Origin of the sequence: Butyricicoccus porcorum, from assembly GCF_051246315.1 — a bacterium.
Taxonomy (GTDB): domain Bacteria; phylum Bacillota; class Clostridia; order Oscillospirales; family Butyricicoccaceae; genus Butyricicoccus_A; species Butyricicoccus_A porcorum.
This window is the reverse complement of the sequence record NZ_CP178353.1, coordinates 1,000,228-1,023,505: the sequence shown is the minus strand read 5'-3', so window position 1 is coordinate 1,023,505 and position 23,278 is coordinate 1,000,228. Positions and strand designations below refer to the sequence as shown.

Annotated in this window: 20 protein-coding genes and 3 tRNA genes; 8 read left to right on the top strand and 15 right to left on the bottom strand. The window is 53.7% G+C overall.

Annotation, left to right across the window (positions count from 1 at the left end):
* Positions 1-23 precede the first annotated feature (23 nt).
* The 11 genes from ACLM7Z_RS04960 to ACLM7Z_RS04910 all read right to left on the bottom strand — a co-directional run bounded on the left by ACLM7Z_RS04960 (position 24) and on the right by ACLM7Z_RS04910 (position 13,618).
* On the bottom strand, positions 24-560 hold the full coding sequence (locus tag ACLM7Z_RS04960) for an NUDIX hydrolase (RefSeq protein WP_087019207.1): 537 nt from the start codon (positions 558-560) through the stop codon (positions 24-26).
* Positions 561-872: 312 nt separating this feature from the next.
* The gene (gene glgA, locus ACLM7Z_RS04955) at positions 873-2,312 is read right to left on the bottom strand and encodes a glycogen synthase GlgA (RefSeq protein ID WP_087019210.1); all 1,440 of its coding nucleotides are present in this window, start codon (positions 2,310-2,312) and stop codon (positions 873-875) included.
* A gap of 207 nt (positions 2,313-2,519) precedes the next feature.
* Entirely contained in the window at positions 2,520-3,650 is a 1,131-nt protein-coding gene (glgD, locus tag ACLM7Z_RS04950; protein ID WP_087019212.1) for a glucose-1-phosphate adenylyltransferase subunit GlgD, read from the bottom strand.
* Positions 3,651-3,661: 11 nt separating this feature from the next.
* Entirely contained in the window at positions 3,662-4,873 is a 1,212-nt protein-coding gene (locus ACLM7Z_RS04945; RefSeq protein WP_087019215.1) for a glucose-1-phosphate adenylyltransferase, read from the bottom strand.
* Positions 4,874-5,012: 139 nt separating this feature from the next.
* Positions 5,013-6,893, bottom strand: coding sequence for a 1,4-alpha-glucan branching protein GlgB (gene glgB, locus ACLM7Z_RS04940; RefSeq protein WP_435645642.1), 1,881 nt, complete (start codon positions 6,891-6,893; stop codon positions 5,013-5,015).
* Positions 6,894-7,094: 201 nt separating this feature from the next.
* The gene (locus ACLM7Z_RS04935; protein ID WP_435645641.1) at positions 7,095-8,339 is read right to left on the bottom strand and encodes a competence/damage-inducible protein A; all 1,245 of its coding nucleotides are present in this window, start codon (positions 8,337-8,339) and stop codon (positions 7,095-7,097) included.
* A gap of 198 nt (positions 8,340-8,537) precedes the next feature.
* A complete protein-coding gene (locus ACLM7Z_RS04930) occupies positions 8,538-9,116 on the bottom strand; it encodes a hypothetical protein (RefSeq protein ID WP_087019224.1) in 579 nt (192 codons plus the stop codon).
* Between the two features lie 13 nt (positions 9,117-9,129).
* Positions 9,130-10,032, bottom strand: coding sequence for a hypothetical protein (locus ACLM7Z_RS04925; protein WP_087019227.1), 903 nt, complete (start codon positions 10,030-10,032; stop codon positions 9,130-9,132).
* Between the two features lie 325 nt (positions 10,033-10,357).
* Entirely contained in the window at positions 10,358-11,521 is a 1,164-nt protein-coding gene (gene thiI / locus ACLM7Z_RS04920) for a tRNA uracil 4-sulfurtransferase ThiI (protein ID WP_087019231.1), read from the bottom strand.
* 118 nt (positions 11,522-11,639) lie between these two features.
* Positions 11,640-11,948: a hypothetical protein gene (locus tag ACLM7Z_RS04915; RefSeq protein WP_435645640.1), complete on the bottom strand. Its 309-nt coding sequence runs from the start codon at positions 11,946-11,948 to the stop codon at positions 11,640-11,642.
* Positions 11,949-12,490: 542 nt separating this feature from the next.
* Positions 12,491-13,618 carry a cysteine desulfurase family protein gene (locus ACLM7Z_RS04910; RefSeq protein WP_087019237.1) on the bottom strand — a complete coding sequence of 376 codons (1,128 nt, stop codon included), beginning with the start codon at positions 13,616-13,618 and terminating at the stop codon, positions 12,491-12,493.
* Between the two features lie 515 nt (positions 13,619-14,133).
* On the opposite strand from ACLM7Z_RS04910, the gene ACLM7Z_RS04905 reads away from it, so the two are divergent.
* Complete coding sequence (locus tag ACLM7Z_RS04905) at positions 14,134-14,247, top strand: hypothetical protein (RefSeq protein WP_407922957.1); 114 nt, start codon at positions 14,134-14,136, stop codon at positions 14,245-14,247.
* A gap of 222 nt (positions 14,248-14,469) precedes the next feature.
* On the opposite strand, the gene rpsT is transcribed toward ACLM7Z_RS04905, so the two are convergent.
* Positions 14,470-14,733 (bottom strand): 30S ribosomal protein S20, encoded by a 264-nt coding sequence (rpsT, locus tag ACLM7Z_RS04900; RefSeq protein ID WP_087019240.1) that lies wholly within the window; start codon positions 14,731-14,733, stop codon positions 14,470-14,472.
* 155 nt (positions 14,734-14,888) lie between these two features.
* Here rpsT and gpr point away from each other — a divergent pair, with 155 nt between their 5' ends.
* The 5 genes from gpr to ACLM7Z_RS04875 all read left to right on the top strand — a co-directional run bounded on the left by gpr (position 14,889) and on the right by ACLM7Z_RS04875 (position 20,767).
* The gene (gpr, locus tag ACLM7Z_RS04895) at positions 14,889-15,761 is read left to right on the top strand and encodes a GPR endopeptidase (protein ID WP_273349256.1); all 873 of its coding nucleotides are present in this window, start codon (positions 14,889-14,891) and stop codon (positions 15,759-15,761) included.
* A gap of 70 nt (positions 15,762-15,831) precedes the next feature.
* Positions 15,832-16,995: a stage II sporulation protein P gene (gene spoIIP, locus ACLM7Z_RS04890; protein WP_087019246.1), complete on the top strand. Its 1,164-nt coding sequence runs from the start codon at positions 15,832-15,834 to the stop codon at positions 16,993-16,995.
* A gap of 255 nt (positions 16,996-17,250) precedes the next feature.
* A complete protein-coding gene (locus ACLM7Z_RS04885) occupies positions 17,251-18,711 on the top strand; it encodes a spore germination protein (protein ID WP_273349254.1) in 1,461 nt (486 codons plus the stop codon).
* The gene (locus tag ACLM7Z_RS04880) at positions 18,708-19,709 is read left to right on the top strand and encodes a Ger(x)C family spore germination C-terminal domain-containing protein (protein ID WP_273349252.1); all 1,002 of its coding nucleotides are present in this window, start codon (positions 18,708-18,710) and stop codon (positions 19,707-19,709) included. Before ACLM7Z_RS04885 ends, ACLM7Z_RS04880 begins: the two co-directional genes overlap by 4 nt.
* Positions 19,706-20,767 (top strand): GerAB/ArcD/ProY family transporter, encoded by a 1,062-nt coding sequence (locus tag ACLM7Z_RS04875; RefSeq protein WP_273349250.1) that lies wholly within the window; start codon positions 19,706-19,708, stop codon positions 20,765-20,767. The genes ACLM7Z_RS04880 and ACLM7Z_RS04875 overlap by 4 nt, the downstream gene beginning before the upstream one ends.
* Before the next feature lie 209 nt (positions 20,768-20,976).
* Here the strand turns inward: ACLM7Z_RS04875 and ACLM7Z_RS04870 are convergent.
* The 3 genes from ACLM7Z_RS04870 to ACLM7Z_RS04860 all read right to left on the bottom strand — a co-directional run bounded on the left by ACLM7Z_RS04870 (position 20,977) and on the right by ACLM7Z_RS04860 (position 21,359).
* A tRNA-Leu gene (locus ACLM7Z_RS04870) sits at positions 20,977-21,062 on the bottom strand.
* Between the two features lie 124 nt (positions 21,063-21,186).
* Positions 21,187-21,272 (bottom strand) — tRNA-Leu (locus tag ACLM7Z_RS04865).
* A 4-nt stretch (positions 21,273-21,276) separates the two neighbouring features.
* A tRNA-Leu gene (locus ACLM7Z_RS04860) sits at positions 21,277-21,359 on the bottom strand.
* Positions 21,360-21,601: 242 nt separating this feature from the next.
* Here ACLM7Z_RS04860 and ACLM7Z_RS04855 point away from each other — a divergent pair.
* Together ACLM7Z_RS04855 and ACLM7Z_RS04850 are read left to right on the top strand one after the other, a co-directional pair.
* The gene (locus tag ACLM7Z_RS04855) at positions 21,602-22,027 is read left to right on the top strand and encodes an RrF2 family transcriptional regulator (protein ID WP_087019259.1); all 426 of its coding nucleotides are present in this window, start codon (positions 21,602-21,604) and stop codon (positions 22,025-22,027) included.
* Between the two features lie 21 nt (positions 22,028-22,048).
* Entirely contained in the window at positions 22,049-22,591 is a 543-nt protein-coding gene (locus tag ACLM7Z_RS04850; protein WP_087019262.1) for an NADH peroxidase, read from the top strand.
* Positions 22,592-23,278 lie beyond the last annotated feature (687 nt).

Here is a 23,278-nt window from a genome sequence, read left to right as displayed (position 1 = left end):
TTCCCCGGTGCCGCCCCGCCGGGTCAGAGACCCATAATCAGTGCTTTGCCGATTGCCGCGACCGTCTTTGCGTCATGGATTTCGCCCGACGCAATGCGCTGGCACAGCTCATCGAACGGCATGCGCACAATTTCGACAAACTCATCGTCATCCGGGTGGGTTTCGCCCTGCGTCAGATCCTTTGCGCAGTACAGGTGCAGGCGCTCGGTCATAAAGCCGGGGGACGGCCAAAGCTCACCCATCGGGATCATCTGTCCTGCACGCAGGCCGGTTTCCTCCGCCAGCTCCCGGCGGCCGCATTCCAGTGCTTCCTCCGGGCCCTGATCCATCTTGCCCGCCGGGATTTCCAGCGTTGTAGTTTCATACGGATAGCGGTATTGCCGTACCAGCGTTACGATGCGGTTTTCATCAATCGGCAGGATGCCGACACCGCCGACATGTTCACATACCTCGCGCTTGCACGGCTTGCCATTTGGCAGCAGTGCATCATCGACGCGGACAGACATAATTTTTCCGTGAAATTTATAATCGCTCTTCACTTTCTTTTCTGTAAAATCCATGAGAAACTCCTTTCGTTGAAAGGCGGCCAAAAATCGCCGCACGCACGGATATATTTCATTCCTTTTTAGTATAAAATCAACCGTGCGCTTTGTCAAACCGGATTGTGTGATTTCCGGTGCCCGCGCAGACTTTTTGCAGATACAGCCCACATCCTTTGACTGTGTCCGGATGCAAAAACAGGGTTTGGCGCATGCCGAACCCTGTCGATTGTGAAATTGTACACCCTGCTGATTTTCGCCCTCGCTGTGCGCGGGAGCGCACCACATGGGTTTTCTTTTGTTTCCTTTTCTTTTTCCCAAAAGAAAAGGAAATTACCAGTTCTTTACAGTATCTTCGTAGACATTCATATAATCCTGTGCGGAATGATCCCAGCTGAAGTCCGAAGTCATGCCCTTGACCTGCATTGCCTTCCATGCTTCCTTGTTATGGCGGAACAAGTAGCAGGCCTTTCCGATGACACCCAGCATCTCATGCGCGTTGTAATTGGTGAACGAGAAGCCGGTGCCCTCGCCGGTGTACTGATTATACGGCTTGACCGTGTCCTTCAGACCGCCGGTCTCACGCACAAGCGGCAGCGTGCCATAGCGCATTGCAATCATCTGCGCCAAGCCACACGGCTCGAACAGCGACGGCATCAGGAACAGATCACAGCCCGCGTAAATCTTGTTCGCCAGATCTGCGGAGAACATAATATTCGTGGAAATCTTGTCCGGGTACTGCCACTTGGCATTGATAAACATCTGCTCATATTCGTAATCGCCGGTTCCCAATACAATCATGCGGACATCCTGCTCCAGAATATCAGACAGTACGCACTGTACCAGATCGAGACCCTTCTGGCTGGTCAGACGGCCAACCATACCGATGACAACGGTATCGTCATCCGCCTGCAAGCCGCACATTTCAAGCAGCTGTCTGCGGTTGACCTTCTTGTCCTCCAGCGTGTCGACCGTATAATTCTTGAACAGATGCGGGTCGGTCTCCGGATTGAACGAATCGGTATCAATGCCGTTGACAATGCCGCATACCTTGCCCTGATTCCAGCGCAGGACTGCGTCCAGATGGAACCCATAGAACGGAGTCTGAATTTCGCCCGCATAGGTCGAGGAAACCGTGGTGACACGGTCTGCACAGACAATGGCTGCCTTCATCAGGTTGACGTCACCGTCCTGCTGCATGAAGCCGTTGTCAAAGTGATAATCGTCGATGCCCAGAACATAGGACAGAATCTCACGGCCATACTGTCCCTGGAATTGGATGTTGTGGATGGTGAACACCGTTTTGATGCCCTCATACCACGGACGATAATTGTAATTCAGGTTATAATAAACCGGTACCAGCGCGGACTGCCAGTCGTTGCAGTTGATGACATCCGGACGGAAATTGATGGCTGGCAGCATCTCGAGCACTGCACGGGAGAAGAACGCAAAGCGCTCTGCATCGTCATACTCGCCGTATACCTGATTGCGTGCAAAATAATATTCATTGTCGAGGAAATAGTACTTAACACCGTCCGCCTCATAGACAAAAATGCCGCAGTACTGGTTGCGCCAGGCGAGCTGCACATACATGCTCTTGACAAACGTCATCTTGCTGCGCCAGTCATGGCTGATCTTGCTGTACAACGGGCAAACAACCGCAACCTCTGCACCCTTCGCAGCGAGTGCCTTCGGCAGGGAGCCTGCGACATCGCCCAAACCGCCGGTCTTGATAAACGGCGCGCATTCACTGCTGACATATAAAACCTTCATTGGGAACCCCTCCATACTTTTTTCCGCTGCGGACTGCGCGCCGGGGCGGAAAAGATGCTCTGAATCCATGGCAGATCGGGAACCGCATTGCCGGGTCTCCGATTCCGCCTAAAAGAAAACCGGGAGAGCGAATTGCAGGCAATCCGTCCTCCCGGCTGATTCCGGATTTATGATTCGTCCTTGAATCGTTTCGGAATATAATATCTCTTATACAATCGTGTTCTTTGCGATAGCAATCGGATAGGTTGCATGACCCATCATCTTGCGATCCTCACGGATGGTAACGCCCTTGTCGGTGACGACATAGGACAGCTCAACACCTTCGGAGATAACGCCGCTCTGCATGATGATGGAATCCTTGACAACTGCGCCCTTGGCAATCTTGCAGCCACGGAAGATAATGGAATTTTCAACCGTGCCCTCAATGCGGGAGCCGTCAGCAATCAGGCTGTCGCTGACAACGGCATCTTCACCGTAATAGGTCGGTGCGGAATCGTGAATCTTGGTCAGGATCGGACGGCTCTTCAGGAAGACCTGATCGCGGATATCCTTGTCCAGCATGTCCATCGAAGCGGAGAAGTAGCTCTTGACGTCTTCAATCTTCGCAACATACTTGTCGAATACATAGCCCTGAATCGCATCGCCGCGATTGAATACATGCTGCATCGCATCGCGCTCGAAGGAGGTCAGGTTATGGGTGACACAATCGGACAGCAGATTGATGAGGTACTTGCGCTTCATGATATAGATGCCCAGACCCTTGTACTTGCACTTGCCGCCCATGTTGTCGCCGTTGCGGATGTCGTTGACCTCATGGCGGGGCGAAAGGTTGACAAACATATCCAGCGGGCCGCCCTCGGAGTCCTTGGTGCAGACGATGGTCATGTCAGCGCCGGTCTTCTTGTGCTCGCGCATTGCCTCATCCAGCGGGATGTTTGCAACGATGTCGGCATTCGAGATGACAACATGCTCGCACTTGCTCTTCTGAAGCATGTCGCTGATGGAGCCGAGTGCCTCCAGAGAGGTGTGATAGTTCTCGGTTACCAGCGGGGAAGACTTCGGTGCGAATGCATTCGGCGGGAACAGCATCATGCCGCCGCGCTTGCGGGACAGATCCCAATCCTTGCCGGAGCCCAGATGATCCATCAGGGACTGATACTTATCTCTCATGACAACGCCGACGTTGTAGCAGCCGGAGTTGACAAAGTTGGACAGCATAAAATCTACGACACGATAGCGGCCGCCGAACGGAACCGATGCCACCGGGCGGTGCTCCGTCAGCTCGCGCAGATCGTTGTTGTTATCAAAACCAATGATAATACCAAGTGTGTTTTTCATTTATTTCCACCTCATTCTACGTCCGGAATATTTTCCGCGATCATCTGCTTCGCCGCAACGACAGCCTTCTTGCCGACGACGGTCTTGGAAGCGATAACCGCAACGCCCCACTGGTCTGCCTCGACTTCGCTCGGAGCGTTGCCGACCGTGGCGCCTGCGCAGATATGAGCGTCCTCTGCTACAATGGAATACTTGACAGTTGCACCCTTTTCAACCGTTGCGCCCGGCATAATGATGGAATACTCGATGTTCGCGCCTTCCTCAACCGTGACGTTCGGGAACAGGACAGAATTGTTGACATGGCCTTCTACCTCACAGCCCTCGCTGACGAGCGAATGCTTGACGTCTGCATTGCGGCCGGTGAAGTGCGGAGGAGCACCGGTGGTACGGCCGTAAATGCGCCAGTTCTCGTCGTCGAGGTTCAGGCCGGAATCTGGCGACAGCAGATCCATATTTGCCTCCCACAGAGACTCGATGGTTCCGACATCCTTCCAGTAGCCGTCGAAGCGGTAGGTCTGGAGGTTTTCACCGCGCGCCAGCATAGCCGGGATGATGTTCTTGCCGAAATCGTTGGAAGATTCCGGATTGTTCTCGTCCTCGATGAGGTACTTGCGCAGCTTGGACCAGGTAAAGATGTAGATACCCATGGATGCGAGGGTGCTCTTCGGCTGAGCCGGCTTTTCCTCGAATTCATAGATCGAACCGTCCGGGTTGCAGTTCATGATGCCGAAGCGCTTTGCTTCCTCCAGCGTGACATTGAGAACTGCGATGGTAGCCGCCGCATTCTTTTCCTTGTGCTGGTCGAGCATCTTGTCATAGTCCATCTTATAGATATGGTCGCCGGACAGGATCAGGACATATTCCGGATCATATTCATCGATAAAGCTGATGTTCTGATAGATCGCGTTTGCAGTACCCTTGTACCACTCCGAGCCCTTGCCGCCCTCATACGGAGGCAGGGCATAGACGCCGCCATTCAGGCGGTCAAGATCCCAAGTCTGGCCGTTTGCCAGATACACGTTCAGGACATGCGGCTCATACTGCGTCAGAACACCGACGGTGTCGATGCCGGAATTGACACAGTTGGACAGCGGGAAGTCGATGATACGGTATTTGCCGCCAAACGGCACTGCCGGCTTCGCTACGTCCTGGGTCAGTACATACAATCTGCTGCCACGGCCGCCGGCCAGCAGCATTGCAACGCATTCTTTTTTCCTAGACATTCTTTCTGCTCCAATCTTTCGTTAGATTAAGGAAAGGCTCCCCTCTCCAAACTAAACTTATTTCTCTTGACTTCTCTTGTGTATTCACTTGTGTATGAAAACAATGTCCCTGTGGACAATGCCTTCTGAAAAAAATAGGTTATCCGGACACAGGTTCAAAGAACTGCACGCTGTGTGCCGGAATCGGTATGGTCAGACGGTGTTTTCCGTCTGCGGACTGCGCGGTGCGCCGCACGCCGCCGGTTCGACCGTCGCCGCCGTAGCACACGCATTCAGAGGAAAAGACTTCCTCCCATGCGCCCGGCGCATCCATTCGGAGCGAATAGCCGGAAATGCGCTGTCCGGTGAAATTGACCACTGCCAGAAGCTGCTCTCCCGCCGGGCCGCAGCGCGCAAAGGCGAGCAGTCCGGGCCGAACATCGCCCCGGTCGAGCCAGTGGAAGGCATCGGTGCTTCCGTTCCACTCCCACAGCGCGGGACTGCTTTTGTAGAACAGATTGAGCCCCCGCACATATTCGCGCATCTGCCGGTGTGTCTCATAATCCAGCAGCATCCAGTCCAGCCCGTGGTGGCATGCCCACTCGGTAAACTGTGCGAATTCGCCGCCCATAAACAGCAGCTTTTCGCCCGGATGTGCCATCACAAAGCCGTACAGCGTGCGCAGGCGCGCGAACTTTTCGTTGTATCCGCCGGGCATGCGTGCCAGCAGTGAGCCGTCGCCATGTGACACCGCATCGTGCGACAGCGGCAGAACGTAATGCTCTCCCATGCTGTTCATCAGCGAGACGGTCAGCCAGTCGGAGAACGCCTCCTCGCCATCAGGCAGTCCCTCGGTGTGCTCCAGCAGCTGACGCACCCAGTCGTCATGCCACATGCGCGCGAAGCCCAGACCGCCGAGCGTGGTCGGCTTGGTGACCGAAGGCCACAGGCCGGTGCTGCTCGCAATCAGCATCGCGTGCGGATACTGCTCCTTTACGCTGTCGGTCAGCGTGCGCAGGAATGCCGCGCCCTCAAGGTTGACATTTTCGCCGTACCGGTTGGCTGTCCACTGTCCGTCCCCGCGCTCGTAGTCGAGGAACAGCATCGGCTGTACCGAGCTGACGCGCAGGCCGTCCGCATGGAATTCGGAGAGCCAGAACATGGCGGACGACAGCAAAAACGATACGACCTCGCCCCGGCTGAAATCAAACCGCCGCATACCGAACGGCATCTCGTCATCCGGCGGGGCGCATTCATAGCACGGTGCGCCGTCAAAGCACAGCATGCCGTGTGCATCGCCCGGGAATCCCGCCGCCGTCCAGTCGAGAATGACGCCGAGACCTGCCTGATGGCACCGGTCGATGAAGTACATCAGGTCGTGCGGCGTGCCGTACCGGCTGGTTGCCGCGAACCATCCAAGTGCCTGATAGCCCCAGGAACCGTCAAACGGGTGTTCCATCAGCGGCAGCAGCTCGAGATGGGTATATCCCATGTCGCAGACATATGGAATGAGCCTGTCCGCCATTTCCCGATAGGAATAAAACGAACTGTCCTCCCGCACCTGCCACGAACCGAAATGCACCTCATAGATGTTCATGGGCGCGCTGTCAGGCCTTTTCCGCCGCATCCACTCGCGGTCGTGCCATTCGTAGCCCTTTAGGTCGTACACCTTGGAGGCGGTGTGCGGCCGGGTCTCCGCATGGAACGCAAACGGGTCGGACTTGTCAAACACCTGACCCTCCGGCGTGCGGATGCTGTATTTGTAACTTTCAAACCGGCTTGCTTCCGGCAGGAAGCATGTCCAGACGGACGGGTCTTCCTCCGTCCGCGTCATGGGCGCGAGATCGCGCAGCCATCCGTTTCCCTCACAGATGACAGACACGTCGGCGGCATGCGGCGCCCACAGGCGGAAGACCGTACCCTCACAGTCCCCGCGCTTTTCAATATGTGCGCCAAACCAATCCCAGGCGCGGAACTCTGTCCCGTCGTGAAAACGTCGCAGATGCTCTCTGTCGGAAGGCGCAAGGCGTTCCTTCTCCATCGGCGTCATCTCCTCTCCCCCAGAAAACCGGCTGAACATGAGAAATACCGAAAAAGCCACTGCTTTTTCGGGAATTTTTGTTTTATCCGTACACAGAGCACGAAAAACTTTTCTCATTTGTAGGAATATTATACAACATCCGTCCGAACAAGTCCAGAAAAAATGTTGATTTTTACACGAATTTCACGAAGCCAATTTTCCTCAGCCATTCGCTCCCTTTTTCGCTGCCCGCAGGATCATGTCAAGTGCATGGTTTGCGGCGTCGCGGCGCGCATTTTCCCTGCCGCGCGGAGAGCAAATGGTGCGCACCTGCGCTTTTCCCTGGAAACATATACCAATATGAATGGTTCCAACCGGTGTGCCATCCTCACCGCCGTCCGGCCCGGCATAGCCTGTAATGCCGATGCCGATATCCGTGCCATACACCTGCGCGATGCCGCGCGCCATTTCCTCCGCCGTCTGCACAGACACTGCCGTATATCTGTCCAGTGTTTCTTTGCTGACACCGAGGATTTTCCTCTTGATCTCATTGCAGTACGTGCAGGCGCCGCCCTTGTAAAATTTCGATGCACCCGCAACATCGGTGATGCGTTTGGACAGCAGCCCCCCTGTGCAGCTCTCTGCGACAGAAAGGGTCAGTCCGCGTGCGGTCAGCTCTCTGGCCGCCGCCTGCTCCAGACTGCCCACATCAACGCCATATACCACATCGCCGAGCCGGTCGCACACCTGCTGCACGGCCGGGGCAAGCAGCTGTTCTGCTTTTTCGGCAGATTCTGCCTTTGCCGTCACGCGCACCAGACATTCGCCGTCCTTCGCATAGGGAGCAAGTGTCGGATTGCGTCCCGCCTCCATCAGGTCGTGCAGCTGATCCTCCATCTGCGACTCACCCATGCCAAAAATATGGATGTTGTGTGACACAATCACACCGCCCGCCAATCTGGCCAGATATGCCATGCCTGCCGTGCGGAACATCGGTGTACACTCGCGCGGAGGGCCGGGCAGCATCAGCACATGTACCCCGTCCGCCTCAAACGCGCAGCCCGGTGCCGTGCCCCAGTCGTTCGGCAATACGGTGCAGCCCGCGGGCAGCATGGCCTGCTTGATGTTGTTCGGCGTCATCTCACGCCCGATGCGGTCAAAAAACGCCGTGATGCGGCGCAATGACGGCTGGTGCAGCACGAGCTCTTTCCCAAATGCATCCGCAATGGTCTCGCGCGTCAGATCATCCAGCGTCGGCCCCAGACCGCCTGTCGTGATAATGAGGTCAGACCTCTCCCGCGCAATCTCCAATACACCACGCAGACGCTCCGGATTGTCCCCGACCACCGTCTGGTAATAGACATCAATCCCCAGCTCATCCAAGCCCAGCGAAATGACCTGTGCGTCCGTGTTCACAATATCGCCCAGCAGAATCTCAGTTCCCACGGCAATGATTTCCGCTTTCATTCCAAACATTCCCTCCTATCGGCAAACAAAACATCTGCGGCGCACGGCATGATTGTACCGCCCCTGCGCCGCGTGTCCTGTCGATTTATGCGTTTTCCTATCGTTTTCAAATAATTGCTATATTTTTATCTTAGCACAGCGCTTCTGCAAGCACAAGAAAAAGCGTGCACATGGCTTTCCCATATGCACGCTCTGCTATTATTTCTGTTTTTGTCTCCTGCGGTACAGCAGCCATATCCCGATGCAGAACACCCATAGGCATACAAGCTGTACTATCCGCGCAGTCCAGCCGTGATTCCGCGCCACGATGGTATTGGTATCCGAAGCGACGGTATACCGATAATGCCGGGCAAAGGTCGACCCGGTGTATCCTATCCCACCCTCCGGGTACACATCCATGTGCAGCTCCCGGTCTTCAATCGATCGGTATGCCAGCTGGTACTTGCCGGTAAACGCCTGTCTGTGCAATGCGCGACGCGAAATAAGTGCTTCCCCATCTTGTTTCGCGGTGACCTCTACCAATGCTGCATCCTCCTCCAATAGGACGACACGGCAGGTGATTTCCTCCGCCTGCTCTCCGACAAAAGTCTCTTCGCCGTCACGCATGCATTCTGTCAAAAAAGCCGGAACCCCGCGCTCAATTTCATCTGCGTCAAAGGCGGCAAGATTGTTCTGTGACCATAGAACATCAACCAGCACAGACACAATGGCGAGCAGGAAACCGATGCATCCCAGCTGCACGACAAATGGCTGTAGGCGTTTTGTTCGATGCTTCATTATCCTCTTCCAATTACCAAACTACGCTAAACGACGAATCAACCCAAAAATCCTGATAAAACCAAGAGGCAACAGAGTTATCCTTTCGGGAGATAAATTCTGGATAATAATTTGCATAAACCGTTTGCCCGCTCTTCCAAACTCCATTCTTTTTAATTTTACCATAATAAGTCTCTCCGCCATGTGTATCGCTCCTGCCATCTGTTGTCTTGGCTGTAACATTATATTCATAACAAGTGCCATTGATAGAAGTTACAAACGCTGACGAAGTCACAGTTCCAACAATATTTCCAGCAACCGCTACTGCTATAGCTTTTGCCATTGTTACTCCTATCCCATAAGAAAAACCTGCGCAAATCGCAGAAAAAATAACTGTCCACGCAGTTCCTGCCCCTTTGTTTACGTCAAAAGAACCAGAAGTCGTACCTACCAAACTAGATGTAAATGAAAGAGTCCGATAAACAGTTCCACTTGTACCTGTCGTTTTATACCGAACGCTTCCCAGCGAACCTTTCTTCGGTGTATATCCTGCACGAGCGCTGCCTGTTACTGCATTACTCGGAATGATAATATCAGAAATTTTATAGATTTCCCTCATTTCTGACTCAGAATCCAAACTGCAATTCTCTTCGTCATTCTGTTCATCTGTTACAAATTTTTCGTAGAGCATTTCATCTTCGCCCATCTGAATGGTTACTCTATCGTAAAGATTACCGTTCACATATGATGACAGCATAAATATTCCATCATCCGTTCGTTCTTCCACATATTCTATATTATCTACACAAAAACTTTGGACAATATCATCAGAGTTTTTGCCTACAATTTCCTCCTTTCCGTCAATAGCTAATGCAGGAGCATACATTGTCATACTAATCGCTCCACAAAGAACAAACGATAAAAATTTTTTCAACATAATCCTCACCTCTCGTTCAATTAAATGTTTGCATGTCTTCCATTTTTAAATATAGTTTCACCTCCATTTATCATAATAAGTCTCTATGATTTATTCATTGTTAATTGTGTTCTCAATTATAACACGGTCATGAACATCTATCAACATGAAATATATACAATTTTGAAAAATATTTTTCTCACAAGTAAACTGTCCATTTTCTACAACTTTCGGACATATAACATTAAGGAAGTATTGCTCTACACAAAAAAGCACACATATCTGCTAAGCGAATATGTGTGCTTCTGATTTTATCTCGTCATCTGATACAAATTTTATTCTGTTTTTACAGCACGACGCTCTCCACGTTTGCCAGTGCACGTTCCACCAGCGCATTGACATCCAGTGCGCGCTCCGCTTCCTCGACCTTGAACTTCTTGGGGCGGGTCAGCGGATGCTTCGGTGTGAATACCGTACAGCAGTCCTCATACGGCAGAATTGACGTCTCAAATGTGCCGATTTTGCGGGAAATCTGTACGATTTCTTCTTTATCCATGCCGATAACCGGACGGAAGACCGGAATGGAGCAGACCGCGCCCGTGACATTCATCGCCTCCATCGTCTGCGAAGCGACCTGTCCCAGGCTTTCACCGGTAATCAGTGCACCCGCTTCATGCTCCAATGCGACCTTTTCCGCAAGGCGCATCATAAACCGACGCATAATCAGCGTGAACATATCTTCCGGGCAGTTGTCGCGGATGGCTTCCTGAATCTCCGTGAACGGGACAACAAAGACCTCCATGCGACCCGCGTAATGCGTCAGCTGCTCCGCCAGCTCCATCACTTTTTCTTTTGCACGCTCAGAGGTATACGGATAGCTGAAGAAATGCACGGCACACAGCTCCAGTCCGCGCTTCGCCATCATATAGCCCGCGACCGGCGAGTCGATGCCGCCGGACAGCAGCAGTGCCGCCTTGCCGTTCGTACCCACCGGCATGCCGCCCGGGCCGGGCATTTTTCCGGCATGAACATACGCCGCCTTGTCGCGGATTTCAATTGTCACGCGCAGGTTGGGATTGTGCATGTCCGGAATCAGGTTGTCATATTTGTCATCCAGATCGCCGCCGATTTTCTGGCAAATCTGAATCGAATTGAGCGGGAATTTTTTATCCGAGCGCTTTGCTTCGACCTTGAAGCGCTCTGCGCTCTCCAGCTCATCCGCGAGATAGGTGTTGACGGTCTCCCAGATGGCGTCCATATCCTTTTCACATACGGCCGCACGGCAGATGGCGACAATGCCAAACACATTGTGCACCGCCTCGAGCACCTCGTCCATGTCCACGCCATCCGCAGGCTCGACATAAATGGTCGACTGCATGGTGTACACGCTGCACTTGCCGACCTTCTCCAGACGGCGGCGCAGGTTGGCAATCAGACGGCTTTCAAACCGGCGGCGGTTCAGACCCTTGAGCACGACCTCGCCGAGCTTTAACAGCAAAACTTCTTTCATATGCAAAACCTCATTCAAGTGATAGATTTTCCGATGATTCATCTGCTATCTTAGCACAGCGCGTGCAGGTTTTCAAGAAAAAGCGCACACCGTACCAGTGTGCGCCGCGCGATTCTGTTTATTTCCGCCCCGGTGGAGTGGAAAACACAAAGCACAGGAGGATCGCCGCAAGCAGGACAACTGCGATGACCGAAAGCGGGATCGGAAAGACCCACGTCGCCTGTGGATTCCACAGGGCAAACCAAACAAAAGAAACTGCAATGTCAATCAGTACAAAGCCTGCTGCCCGCAGGCAGCCATTCCGCCGAATCGGATTGCTACGCAGAGCGCCAATGACCAGACAGACAACAGATGACTGATAGAGCAGCAGCGGAGCCAGAAAACCTGCAACTGGGGTGATGCGGATAAAATCTTTCAGGTAAATCAACAAAAGGTAACAAACTATCGGGGAAAATATCAAAATAATGCCCCACGTTGTCCAGTTAAAAGAGCGTTGCCTATTCGCTTTCACGGAAATCCTCTCCTCTGTACACCGGGCCCGGGAGAAGCCGGCAGATATCCCTCACGACTTCTGCAATTTTTATTGTTTTGAAAAAGGGATAGGGCGTATCTGAAAAAGTTAAAAATTTTGACTTTTTCTACAAATACGGACTGCTTCTCCGTTAAAAACACTTGAAATCCGAAAGAATTTCAGCGTGCTTTTGACTTGAACCAATCTCGCCTTTGCGAAATATTCGTTATTTTCTTGGTTTTCAGATAGCGCCTAGTTTTTCTTATACCCTAATTATAGATTTTTCCCTAAAATTTATAAACAGATATAATATACAAAACTTTCCTTAAAAATTTTTTATCCGTTTTTTAAAAAGTGTCCCAAATCGCCCCGCTCGTTCGTTACTATATATAGATTACTTTGCGCAAAAAAAGCGTGCACCCATCCCATCAGACAGATGCACGCTCGAAAGCCATAGTTTATTCCCGTCTCAGCCGTTTTGTGCCCTCTTCCAGTGCGTTCAGCAGCGCTTCGACATCCTCCGGTGTATTGGACGGCGCAAAGCTGATGCGCAGCGCGCTGTCGATACGCGCGTGATCCAGCTTCATCGCGGCGAGCACATGGCTTGCCTTGCCCTTAGCACATGCCGAACCGGACGAAACATAGACATCATGCATCTCGAGTACGCGCAGCAGCACCTCGCTCTTACAGCCCGGGAACGAGAGATTGACCACATGCGGGATATCGCTTTTTCCGTTATATACCGCCCACGGAAACCGCGCCGCAATCCCTGCTTTGAGCTGTGCACAAAGTGCTGCAACCTTTGCATCATTTTCATCCATCTGCGCCAGACGCAGGCGGCAGGCCTCTCCGAATGCTGCGATATTGGGCAGCGCTTCTGTTCCCGGACGCATGCCGCGTTCCTGTCCGCCGCCGAGCATCAGCGGCTGAATGCGCACGCCCTTTTTAATATACAGTGCGCCGATCCCCTTGGGCGCGCCGATTTTATGCCCGCTGACGCTGATGAAATCCGCATTCCACAGCTTCGGCTTGATCGGCACGCGCGCCAGTCCCTGCACCGCATCGATGTGAAACAGCGCATTTGGCGCTTTTTTCTTCAGGATTTTGCCGAATTCCTTCACCGGCAGCAATGTGCCGACCTCATTGTTCGCCAGCATGCAGGTCAGCAGCACGGTATCCGGCCGAATGGCGGCGCGCAGGTCATCGACAGAAATATGCCCATCGGCATCCGGCTGGAGGTATGTCACCTCGAAGCCCTCCTGCTCCAGACGTCTGACGGTGTTCAACGTCGCAGAATGCTCAATAGCAGTCGTAATGATATGCTTTCCCCGCCCCTTCCGGCGGCAGGCACCGAAGATTGCAGTATTGGTTGCCTCCGTGCCGCAGGAGGTAAACGTAATCTCTGACGGGTCAGCGTTCAGAATTGCGGCGACCTGTTTGCGCGCATGTTCCAAAATGCCGGATGCTTCAATGCCCATTTTATGTACGCTTGACGGATTGCCGAACTGCTCAGTCATCACCTTGCAGGCAATTTCCGCAGCCTCCGGCAGCACGGCGGTCGTCGCCGCATGATCCAGATAATGCATGTATTTGAACTCCTTTGATTGACGGTTTCTGTCGGTTCTGATATGATAGCCATGAGACATACCTTAACGGTGGCGGCTGTCCCCACAGAATTCCTCTGGGGACATTCTCTGCCCCCAAATCTTTTGCAGATCGGGGGTGGATGATATGAGACATGTTACATATTCTGAATTATTTCAGCTTTGCACACTCATTGTATCTATCATCAATCTGGTCATTCTAATCACCAGATAAAAGAGAAGCAACCGCCTGACTTCTCACATAAGGCGATTGCTTCTTAGCGAAAACCATATGGGAGGACAGCCGCTATCGGTATGTCTCCCTTTTTGTTGTATTCAGAATAGCACGAAAGCATATCGCTGTCAAGTATGCGCGGGTTCTGCTATGATCCTGCGCGTTGAATTGACGGTTTCTGTATGTTCTGGTATGATAGCCATGAGACATACCATAACGGTGGCGGCTGTCCCCCTGACTCAAGTTCGGGAGGACACTTCTTGATGTCACTCCCTATTTTTTAATGAAGGGGGTGATATTGGTGAATTATGTTACTTATACCGATCTCTTTGCAATCGGTACATTTATTCTTTCACTGATTAGTCTGATACTTCAGATTCTAAAAGACAAGAAGTAACCGCCTCACTCCTACATAAGGCGGTTACTTCTTTGGTAATCTAAAACTTACGCAGGGGACAGCCGCTATCGGTATGTCTCCCTTTTGTCGTATTCAGAATAGCACGAAAGCATATCGCTGTCAAGTACGCGCGGGTTAGACCTTCCGGCACCACCTTGACACAATGCAAACAAAAAACGCATCCATCCGGATGCGTTTTCTTTTCACAACTGAAGTAAGAACTTACTTGGACGCGTTCAGCTTGAGGGTCAGTGCGCTCTTCTTGTTCGCAGCCTTGTTCTTATGAATCAGATGACCAGCGGCAGCTTTGTCAAGAGCCTTGACCGCAGTCTTATATGCAGACTCTGCGGCAGCCTTATCTTCACCAGCAACAGCAGTGTCAAACTTCTTCAGAATAGTTCTCAGCTGAGAACGTGCAGCCTGATTGCGTGCATCCTTGACCTTCGTGACCTTTACACGCTTCTTGGCAGACTTGATATTCGGCATTTGTGTCCACCTCCTTACTCCATCTATTAGTCAGTGACTATGATTTTATCATGCCCCGCAATAAAAATCAAGCGTATTTTCCGTTTTTCGTCTGATTTTTTCTGCACATAGAATCTGCTCCCACGGAACATACTGGATAAAAGAGGAGGGAAACCATGGCAATCCGAACAGATTTAGCAATAGAAGTGCTGGAAAACAGTGGTCAGACGACGCAAAACGCCGTACAAACGGAGAAAAATCTGGAGGGCTTCCGTCTGACGCAGGTGGAAATCCATCGGGAGGATGAACGCATTGGCAAGCCGCCGGGCAGTTATTATACCCTGTCTGTTGACGCACTGCTGCGTCGAGAGGAAGATGCCTTTCCGCGCGCCTGCCGGGCAGTGGCACATTCACTGGGACAGCTCACGCGGCAGCTCGACCCCCGCACACCGGTTCTGGTCATCGGCTTGGGCAACCGCGCCGTGACGCCGGACGCCATCGGTCCGCTGTGCTGTCAAAGCGTGCTTGCCACACGGCATCTGGTCGAGCGTTCCCCTGCACAGTTCCGTGCTTTCCGGCCGGTCGCCGTACTGGCGCCGGGCGTGCTCGGCACAACCGGTGTGGAGACAGGCGAAATTGTCATGGGTGTAATGGACCGCATCCGTCCCGGCCTGGTCATTGCGGTTGATGCGCTGGCAGCGCGGCGGCTGTCCCGCCTGATGTGTACCATCCAGATGACGGATACCGGGATTGTTCCCGGTTCCGGTGTCGGCAATGCGCGTGCAGCTTTGACCAGACAGGAGCTCGGCGTACCGGTACTGGCGGTCGGTGTGCCGACCGTGGTGGACGGTGCGACACTTGCAGCTGATATTGCAGAGCAGTCAGGGGCGTCCTGTGAAGCGCTGGACGACCTGCACACGCCGGTACTGGTCACGACACGGGATGTCGACCAGCAGGTCGCCGATGCGGCGCGCGTCATCGGCTACGGCATCAATTTATTCCTGCATCCGACATTGGACATCACAGACATCGACCTGTTCCTGTCCTGAGCGCGCATATCTGTCCGCACCGCCGAATAGGATGTCTTAAACACTTTTTCGGGAAAGCGGCGGAAGAATTATGGCACAAAAACGGGCAAAAAAACGAAAAAGCAGGGGCATTCCGCTGTGGTGTATCCCCTGCCTGCTGATGGCAGGCGGACTGCTGGTAATTGACCGACTGGGCGGAAGTGACACACTCACGGCTGCTCTGTCCCAGCTGGCAGGCAATGCCGATTTTGTACAGGCGGCGCTGTCATCGGAAATCGGCGCGCTCGGCTGGGAATCGGTCTCAACGCATGACCCCGGCGAGGTCAGCATTTCCGAGGTTGTATCCGCACAGCAGCTGCCGGACAATCTGACTGATTCTGACATGAGCTGTGACACAGATGCACAGTCTGCCCTGGTGTATGAAAGCCGGTTCACGCCGCCTGCCAATGTCCAGAAGGCAGTAGATACGTCAGATGCACCCACAGAAACCGCAGACGGTGCACCCATCAAGCAGCTGACCATCACGGGCAAAAGCGGCGGCTATCCCGGGCAGGATGGCGTATATGTCCAAAATGCTTCCGGGCTGTCTTATGACCTTGCCTCCATGCTCGCCGATCCGGTAAAAATCACGAAGAACAAATCCACAGAAGAACCGACCGTGATGATCCTGCACACCCACGCGAGTGAAGCATATGTCGACCAGAAAGGCGGACGTTCCGAAGACCCGGCACACAATGTCGTATATATCGGCGATGTGCTGACAGAGGTGCTCACAGCAAAGGGCATTGGTGTGGTGCACTGCCGTACCATCATTGATTCTCCGAGCTATAACCAATCCTATAACCGGGCGATGGATATTATTGAAAAACAGTTGGAAAAAACGCCGTCAATCAAAGTAATCATCGACCTGCATCGCGATTCTATGATTACCTCTTCAGGGACGGAGTACAAAGTTGTTTCAGAAATTGACGGTGAAACCTGTGCTCAGCTGATGTTTGTCATGGGCACAAATGCGGGCGGCCTGAGCCATCCAAACTGGAAACAGAATTTGAATTTTGCGGTCAACCTGCAAAAGAGCATTCTTTCGGAATATCCGACCCTGATGCGCCCGATCAATCTGCGCAAGCAGCGCTTCAACGAACAGGCAACCACCGGCAGTATGATTCTGGAATGCGGCACGAGCGCCAATACGATACAGGAAGCGGAAGCGGCGATCCGGGCCTTTGGCAAAAAGCTGGCAGAGGAGCTGGCATAAGGGCTTTGCCGCCCGAAGCAGGTTATATTGCGAACAACACGCAGTATACCGGCGCAAAGGAGGGCCCTTGGGCGGGTCCTCCCTTGCATCTCTCCCGCCCTGTCAGATGGAGGGGGGGCGTCCAAAATCCCTTTGACACCAAACAGTTTGGACGCCCGTTTCCCTCTGTGGACTGAGATTGCGGGCCGCAGCGGTCAGTCCGGGCAGCTGGATGGACAGGGCGCAGCAGCCGAGAAAAAAAGAGATGGGAAGTGTATGATGAATCTTTCTGATTTTTCCTTTACCACGGATTTAGACGAAAATGTTGCGCGCATGAAGCAGCTTTTTGCGCATGACAATACCTTTATCTGCCGCGTCGTACAGGGACGCGGCTCACCTGCCCTGCGGGCAGCGCTGTTCTTTTTTGACGGCATGGTGAACAGTGAATCGATCAATGAGAGCATTCTCCGACCGATCAGCCTGTGGGATGGCACGCCGCTGCCGATGGATGCCGTTATACACGAAGTGCTTCACATTGATGACTGCCCGTTTGATCCCGGCATGGACAAGCTGTTTGCGGCATTCCTCTATGGGGATACCATTCTTTTGGTCGATGGCGACAGCCGCCCGGCAGTGGTCAACACCAAGGGCTTCGCCAAGCGCGGACCGGAAGAACCGGACAATGAAAAAGTGCTGCGCGGACCGCGTGAGGGCTTTACCGAGGCATTTATGGGCAATCTGGCACTCATCCGACGCCGTTTGCGCACGCCGCAGCTGTGCTTTGAATTTATGCAGGTCGGTTCGGTATCCCATACGACTGTCTGTGTATGCTATCTGGATGGAATTGCCGACCAGACGATTCTGAAGGTCGTCAAACAGCGGGTACAGGACATTGATCTGGATGCTGTGCTCGATGCGAATTATCTCAATGAAATGATCCGTGACAACCGCACCTCTCCATTCCCCACGGCAGGCTTTACGGAACGGCCGGACATCGTCGCGGCAAAGCTGTTGGAAGGCCGCATTGCGCTCGTCGTGGACGGCACGCCGGTTGTCCTCACGATCCCGCATATTTTACAGGAAACCTTCCAGGCGAATGACGACTACTATATTTCCTATTTGTACACCAATCTGACGCGTTGGCTGCGCATGCTGGGTTTTGTTCTCACGTTGACACTGCCTGCGGTATATGTCTCCCTGCTGACCTGGCATCAGGAGATGATCCCGACCCGCCTGCTGTTTTCCATTGCCGCCTCGCGGCAGGGCGTACCGTTTACAACCTTTACCGAAGCGGTTGGAACGCTGATTGTATTTGAAATTTTGAAAGAAGCCGGAACGCGCACACCGGATACCATCGGGCAGGCGCTGTCCATTGTCGGCGGTCTCGTGCTCGGACAGGCCGCCGTTGAAGCGCGTTTTGTGTCCGCGCCGATGGTGATTGTCATTGCATTTTCCGGTGTGACCGCACTCATCGTGCCCAAGCTGCGCACGGCAACGCTGATTTACCGGTTTTTCCTGCTGGTCTGTGCGGCTGTGCTCGGACTATATGGTGTCCTGCTCGGGTTGGGAATCATCCTTGCGCATGTGTGCCGTCTGACCTCATTCGGCGTGCCGTATTTGACAAATCTCTTGTCTGCGGAAACGCGCAGCCATGACGATGTACTGCTGCGTTTTCCGTGGTTCGCCATGAAGCCCGACCGCCGCTTTCTGGCGGGCTGGAACAGGGTGAACCGATGAAGCGCGCAGGAATTGCCATTTTGCTGTGCCTGTCGCTGTGTGGATGCAGCTGGCGCGATGCAGGCGATCTGTCCCCGGTCACGGCGGGAGCCATCACACGGGATAATGGTGCATATCTGCTGACGGCGGAACTGGCCGTTCCCAATCCGGACAGTGCCGTTCCGCAGTCCATCACTGTAACCGGGGCGGCAGACAGCATTGCGCAGGCGATTGACAACGCGGGCGCAGGGCGCGATGCCCAGCTGTACTGGAGTCATGCGCGCGTTCTCCTGCTCGGCACAGATATTCTGCGGAGCGGCATGCGCGAGACAATTCGCGCGCTGACTGTATCCAGCGAGGTGCGCCCATCCGTGCGGCTGTGCGCGGTAAAAAATGCGCAGGCAGATACCGTGCTCACCACCTGCGCCTCCGTGAGCGGCGATCCGCCGGGCTTTGCGCTGGGCGACAGCATTGATCTTGCAGTGAAGCAGTCACAAGCGCCGGACATGCCGCTGTACCGCGTGCTCGACCGCGTGGAATCCGATGGCATTGACCCGGTGCTGCCTGCGGTGTCCATCGAGGGCGAACAGGCTGTGCTGGACGGCGCAGCACTGTTTTCCGGCGATGTGCTGTGCGGCTGGCTGGACAAGGCACAGACCGGTGTGCTCTGTCTGCTGATGCAGACGGGTGACCGGGCAGCGGTCTACGATACCAGCACACGCTATCCACTGACCGGTATCGATCCTGTGGTGCGTGCGGACGCATCGGCGTTTACCGTAACGATCACAGCGTCGCTCTCGTGTGAGGACAGAACACAGGCGGAACAGGCAGCCGAAGCGCTGCGGGTTCAGTGCGTCCAGGTCATCCGGACTTTGCAGGAGACCGGCTGTGATGCACTCGGCTTCGGACGCACCTGGGCAGAGCAGCACAGCTCCTCCGAAATCGACTGGCGCACCGCACCGGTTACCGTGCGCGTGACGCTGCGCGGCACGCAGAGCGCGGAAGGAGGGAGCCGATGAAGCGAATCAACGGGCGGCAGGCAACCTGCCTGCTGCTGGTCGTACTGAGCGGCTGGTCGCTGACCATGACGGCGGAAAACGGGCGCAACGGCTGGATTGCACTCGCGCTCGCCTGTGCATGCAGCCTGCCGCTTGCGGCGCTGTGCTGCCTGCCGTCGGAGCGCATGCCGCAGGCGCAGTGGTTTGATCTGCCTGCAGCGGCGTTTGGCTCTGTCTTTGGCGGGCTGTATCTGACCGTGCTCACCGCACTGGCATTCTGGTCGCTGTGTATGTCCGTGCTGGGTGGTGTGATTTTCCTGCGCACGGTATCCGGCGGGCAGTGGCCGGTCTGGCTGCTGACGGTGGCAGTGCTTTTGTGCGCGGCAGCGGCGGCACAGAGCGGGATCGAACGGCTGGTGCTGTGGACGGAACCGGTCGTCTGGGTGGTTGTGATTGCACTTGCGGTGTCGCTGCTGCTCAGCGTGCGCCAGCTCGACTGGAACCAGCTCTGGCCAATGCTGTCCGGCGGCTGGCAAACCGTACTGCCGCGCGCGTATCTATTGCTGTCTGTGCCGTTTGGCGAGGTATTTTATGCGGCAGCGGCGCTTGGCGGGACAGGAAGCCAGACGCGCACCGGGCTGCTGCGCGCCTGTGTGCTGGCAGGCGTGCTGCTCTGCCTGCTGTATGTGCGCAATATCTGCCTGCTCGGCGAAGCAGGTGCACAGGCGGTATTTTATCCGTCCTATACGGCGGCAAGCGTGCTGGAATTTGGAAAGTCCTTTCAACGCGGTGAGGTTCTGATTTCCGGCAGCCTGATTGTCTGCACGGTTGCGCGTGCGGCGCTGCTGCTCGACTTCCTCTCGGGCAGCGTGCAGGCAGTCGCACGGCACGGCTCCGGGCAGCAGATCGTATGGGGCGCGGCAATACTGACCGGAGTTGTCTGTACAATGGCCGCCGGGACAAACCGTTCGTTTGCAGATGCGCTGCATTTGTACCAGCTGGTGCTGTTTCCAGTTGTACTCGCTGCGGCGGTCTTGCTGGCAATCGGCGTGTGTATCCGGACGAAAAAACAGGGTTAGACGCTATCTGAAAACCTAGAAAATGACGAATATTTCGCAAAGACGAGATCGATTCGAGGCAACAGCATGCGGGAATCCTTCCGGATTTCAAGTGTTGTTCATGATGAAGCGACCCGTATTTGCAGAAATAGTCAAAATGTTCGACTTTTCAGATACGCCCTGGAAACAAAAAAAAAGAACTTCGACCGTTGATCGAAGTTCTTTTTTCATGGTGCAGATGGGGGGACTTGAACCCCCATGTCCTTGCGAACACTAGTACCTGAAACTAGCGCGTCTGCCATTCCGCCACATCTGCATGCTATATTTGATTGGTGTCCCCTATTTTACACGGTGGAGACAGCCGGGCGGGGCATATCGCCTGATCCGCATAACATAAAAAGAAAAGAATATCGGAGCAAAGCGCTTGCCTCGCTCCGATGTGGTGCAGATGGGGGGACTTGAACCCCCATGTCCTTGCGAACACTAGTACCTGAAACTAGCGCGTCTGCCATTCCGCCACATCTGCATATTGGTGCGACTGACCGGACTTGAACCGGTACGGTTGCCCACACGCCCCTCAAACGTGCGCGTCTGCCTATTCCGCCACAGTCGCATGTTGAGTTGTATGAGCAAATCGAGGGGAAAAACCGAATTTACATTCGATTTTGCTGTCGCATCTCTCAGCGACGAATTATATTATAATTGAACATGTTCAAAATGTCAACTGTTTTTTTGCATTTTTTCAAGGTTTTTTCCGCGCAAAAAATTCAAAAATAGTAATGATTATCACTTGACATTCGCGGAGCGCAATTGTATACTATATCCATAGACAAAGGAAAGGTTCGGAGGTTCACCATGCGTATCACGCACGAAGCGGATTATGCAATCCGCATCATGTATTGTCTCGCTGAACATGGCTGCAAAACCAGCGCCAAACAAATATCAGACGAGAGCGGTGTCCCCATCCGGTTCGCGCTGAAAATCCTGCGCCGGCTGACACAGGCCGGGCTGACCGCATCCTATAAAGGCGTCAGCGGCGGATATGAGCTCGCGCGTCCCGCCGGACAGATTTCCCTGGGTGAAATCATCGAGGAAATCGACGGCCCCATCGAAATCAACCATTGTCTCAGCACGGAATTCGACTGCAGCCGCGTGGCTCAGAAGAAGGAGTGCACCTTTCACCGGATATTCGGTACAATCAACCAGGATATCCGCACAAAGTTGTACGAGCTGTCCCTGGAACAGTTTATTCCCGAGACTCAACATTCATCAAAACAATAAGAATTCAGGAGGAACACAATTATGGCAAAGTTTGTATGTTCTGTATGTGGTTATGTTCACGAAGGCGACGCAGCTCCGGCTGAATGCCCGATCTGCCATGCTCCGGCTGAGAAGTTCACCGAGCAGTCCGGCGAGAAGACCTGGGCAGCTGAGCATGTTGTCGGCGTTGCACAGGGCGTAAGCGAAGACATTCTCGCTGACCTGCGCGCAAACTTCGAGGGCGAGTGCTCTGAAGTCGGCATGTACCTGGCTATGGCTCGCGTTGCTCATAGAGAAGGCTATCCGGAAATCGGCCTGTACTGGGAGAAGGCTGCTTACGAAGAGGCAGAGCACGCTGCAAAGTTCGCAGAGCTGCTGGGCGAAGTCGTAACCGACTCCACCAAGAAGAACCTCGAGATGCGTGTTGACGCTGAGAACGGCGCAACCGCTGGCAAGTTCGATCTGGCAAAGCGCGCTAAGGCTGCTAACCTCGACGCAATCCATGACACCGTTCATGAGATGGCACGCGACGAGGCTCGCCATGGCAAGGCTTTCGAGGGCCTGCTGAAGCGTTACTTCGGCTGAGTTTCACTCACATCTGAAAACTGACCTCCCGAGGGGACAGGCATACGCCTGTCCCCTCTTTTTTCTGTCCGGAAAACGCAAAAACCGCAGGTTCCCTTCAGCCTGCGGTTTTCACGGAGAAACTATGTGTATATTCAGAAAAGGTGGTGTTAGCGGTAATCATAGCTGGTGGACTCTGCCGGAATCGCAGGTACCAGGCTGTTGTGTTCTTCAACCATGCCGACAAGCGGCAGAACAATCAGCAGTGCAGTCATCAGAACGGTCATTTTCTTTTCCCTCTTTCTATCAAAATACCAGATAATCGAATTCTTCCTCACAACTCGGAAAACGGGCGGACATATGTGCCGGAATCATGCCGACACACGGTAAAATCATAAGAAGCAGTGTCATAACAGCAGTCATCAGAATCCCTCTTTTCGCATCGGTTCGCTATCGCGGTTTGAGAACTCTTTTTTTGTTCTCTCTTTGTTTGTGGCTTTATTATAGTGCGAAAATCCGATTTTGAATATAAATTTGTTGCGAAAGAATCGGCGTTTTTTCCGGCAATTTTCCGCTGCGGCGTTTCATTCTTTCACTTTCTTGCGATTCTGTTTCGGAACAGTTCCGGGCAGCCTGTTTCCTTCGGTTTCATGCTTTTTTTGAGCAGTTTTTATATGTTTATATGCGCGTTTTTATCCTGAGTACGTT

What these genes read in the sequence shown, in the direction of transcription:
- ACLM7Z_RS04960 (WP_087019207.1), bottom strand. Translation starts at nt 560, where the DNA reads ATGGATTTTACAGAAAAGAAAGTGAAGAGCGATTATAAATTTCACGGA.
- glgA (WP_087019210.1), bottom strand. Translation starts at nt 2,312, where the DNA reads ATGAAGGTTTTATATGTCAGCAGTGAATGCGCGCCGTTTATCAAGACC.
- glgD (WP_087019212.1), bottom strand. Translation starts at nt 3,650, where the DNA reads ATGAAAAACACACTTGGTATTATCATTGGTTTTGATAACAACAACGAT.
- ACLM7Z_RS04945 (WP_087019215.1), bottom strand. Translation starts at nt 4,873, where the DNA reads ATGTCTAGGAAAAAAGAATGCGTTGCAATGCTGCTGGCCGGCGGCCGT.
- glgB (WP_435645642.1), bottom strand. Translation starts at nt 6,893, where the DNA reads ATGGAGAAGGAACGCCTTGCGCCTTCCGACAGAGAGCATCTGCGACGT.
- ACLM7Z_RS04935 (WP_435645641.1), bottom strand. Translation starts at nt 8,339, where the DNA reads ATGAAAGCGGAAATCATTGCCGTGGGAACTGAGATTCTGCTGGGCGAT.
- ACLM7Z_RS04930 (WP_087019224.1), bottom strand. Translation starts at nt 9,116, where the DNA reads ATGAAGCATCGAACAAAACGCCTACAGCCATTTGTCGTGCAGCTGGGA.
- ACLM7Z_RS04925 (WP_087019227.1), bottom strand. Translation starts at nt 10,032, where the DNA reads ATGTTGAAAAAATTTTTATCGTTTGTTCTTTGTGGAGCGATTAGTATG.
- thiI (WP_087019231.1), bottom strand. Translation starts at nt 11,521, where the DNA reads ATGAAAGAAGTTTTGCTGTTAAAGCTCGGCGAGGTCGTGCTCAAGGGT.
- ACLM7Z_RS04910 (WP_087019237.1), bottom strand. Translation starts at nt 13,618, where the DNA reads ATGCATTATCTGGATCATGCGGCGACGACCGCCGTGCTGCCGGAGGCT.
- ACLM7Z_RS04905 (WP_407922957.1), top strand. Translation starts at nt 14,134, where the DNA reads ATGAAGGGGGTGATATTGGTGAATTATGTTACTTATACCGATCTCTTT.
- rpsT (WP_087019240.1), bottom strand. Translation starts at nt 14,733, where the DNA reads ATGCCGAATATCAAGTCTGCCAAGAAGCGTGTAAAGGTCACGAAGGTC.
- gpr (WP_273349256.1), top strand. Translation starts at nt 14,889, where the DNA reads ATGGCAATCCGAACAGATTTAGCAATAGAAGTGCTGGAAAACAGTGGT.
- spoIIP (WP_087019246.1), top strand. Translation starts at nt 15,832, where the DNA reads ATGGCACAAAAACGGGCAAAAAAACGAAAAAGCAGGGGCATTCCGCTG.
- ACLM7Z_RS04885 (WP_273349254.1), top strand. Translation starts at nt 17,251, where the DNA reads ATGATGAATCTTTCTGATTTTTCCTTTACCACGGATTTAGACGAAAAT.
- ACLM7Z_RS04880 (WP_273349252.1), top strand. Translation starts at nt 18,708, where the DNA reads ATGAAGCGCGCAGGAATTGCCATTTTGCTGTGCCTGTCGCTGTGTGGA.
- ACLM7Z_RS04875 (WP_273349250.1), top strand. Translation starts at nt 19,706, where the DNA reads ATGAAGCGAATCAACGGGCGGCAGGCAACCTGCCTGCTGCTGGTCGTA.
- ACLM7Z_RS04855 (WP_087019259.1), top strand. Translation starts at nt 21,602, where the DNA reads ATGCGTATCACGCACGAAGCGGATTATGCAATCCGCATCATGTATTGT.
- ACLM7Z_RS04850 (WP_087019262.1), top strand. Translation starts at nt 22,049, where the DNA reads ATGGCAAAGTTTGTATGTTCTGTATGTGGTTATGTTCACGAAGGCGAC.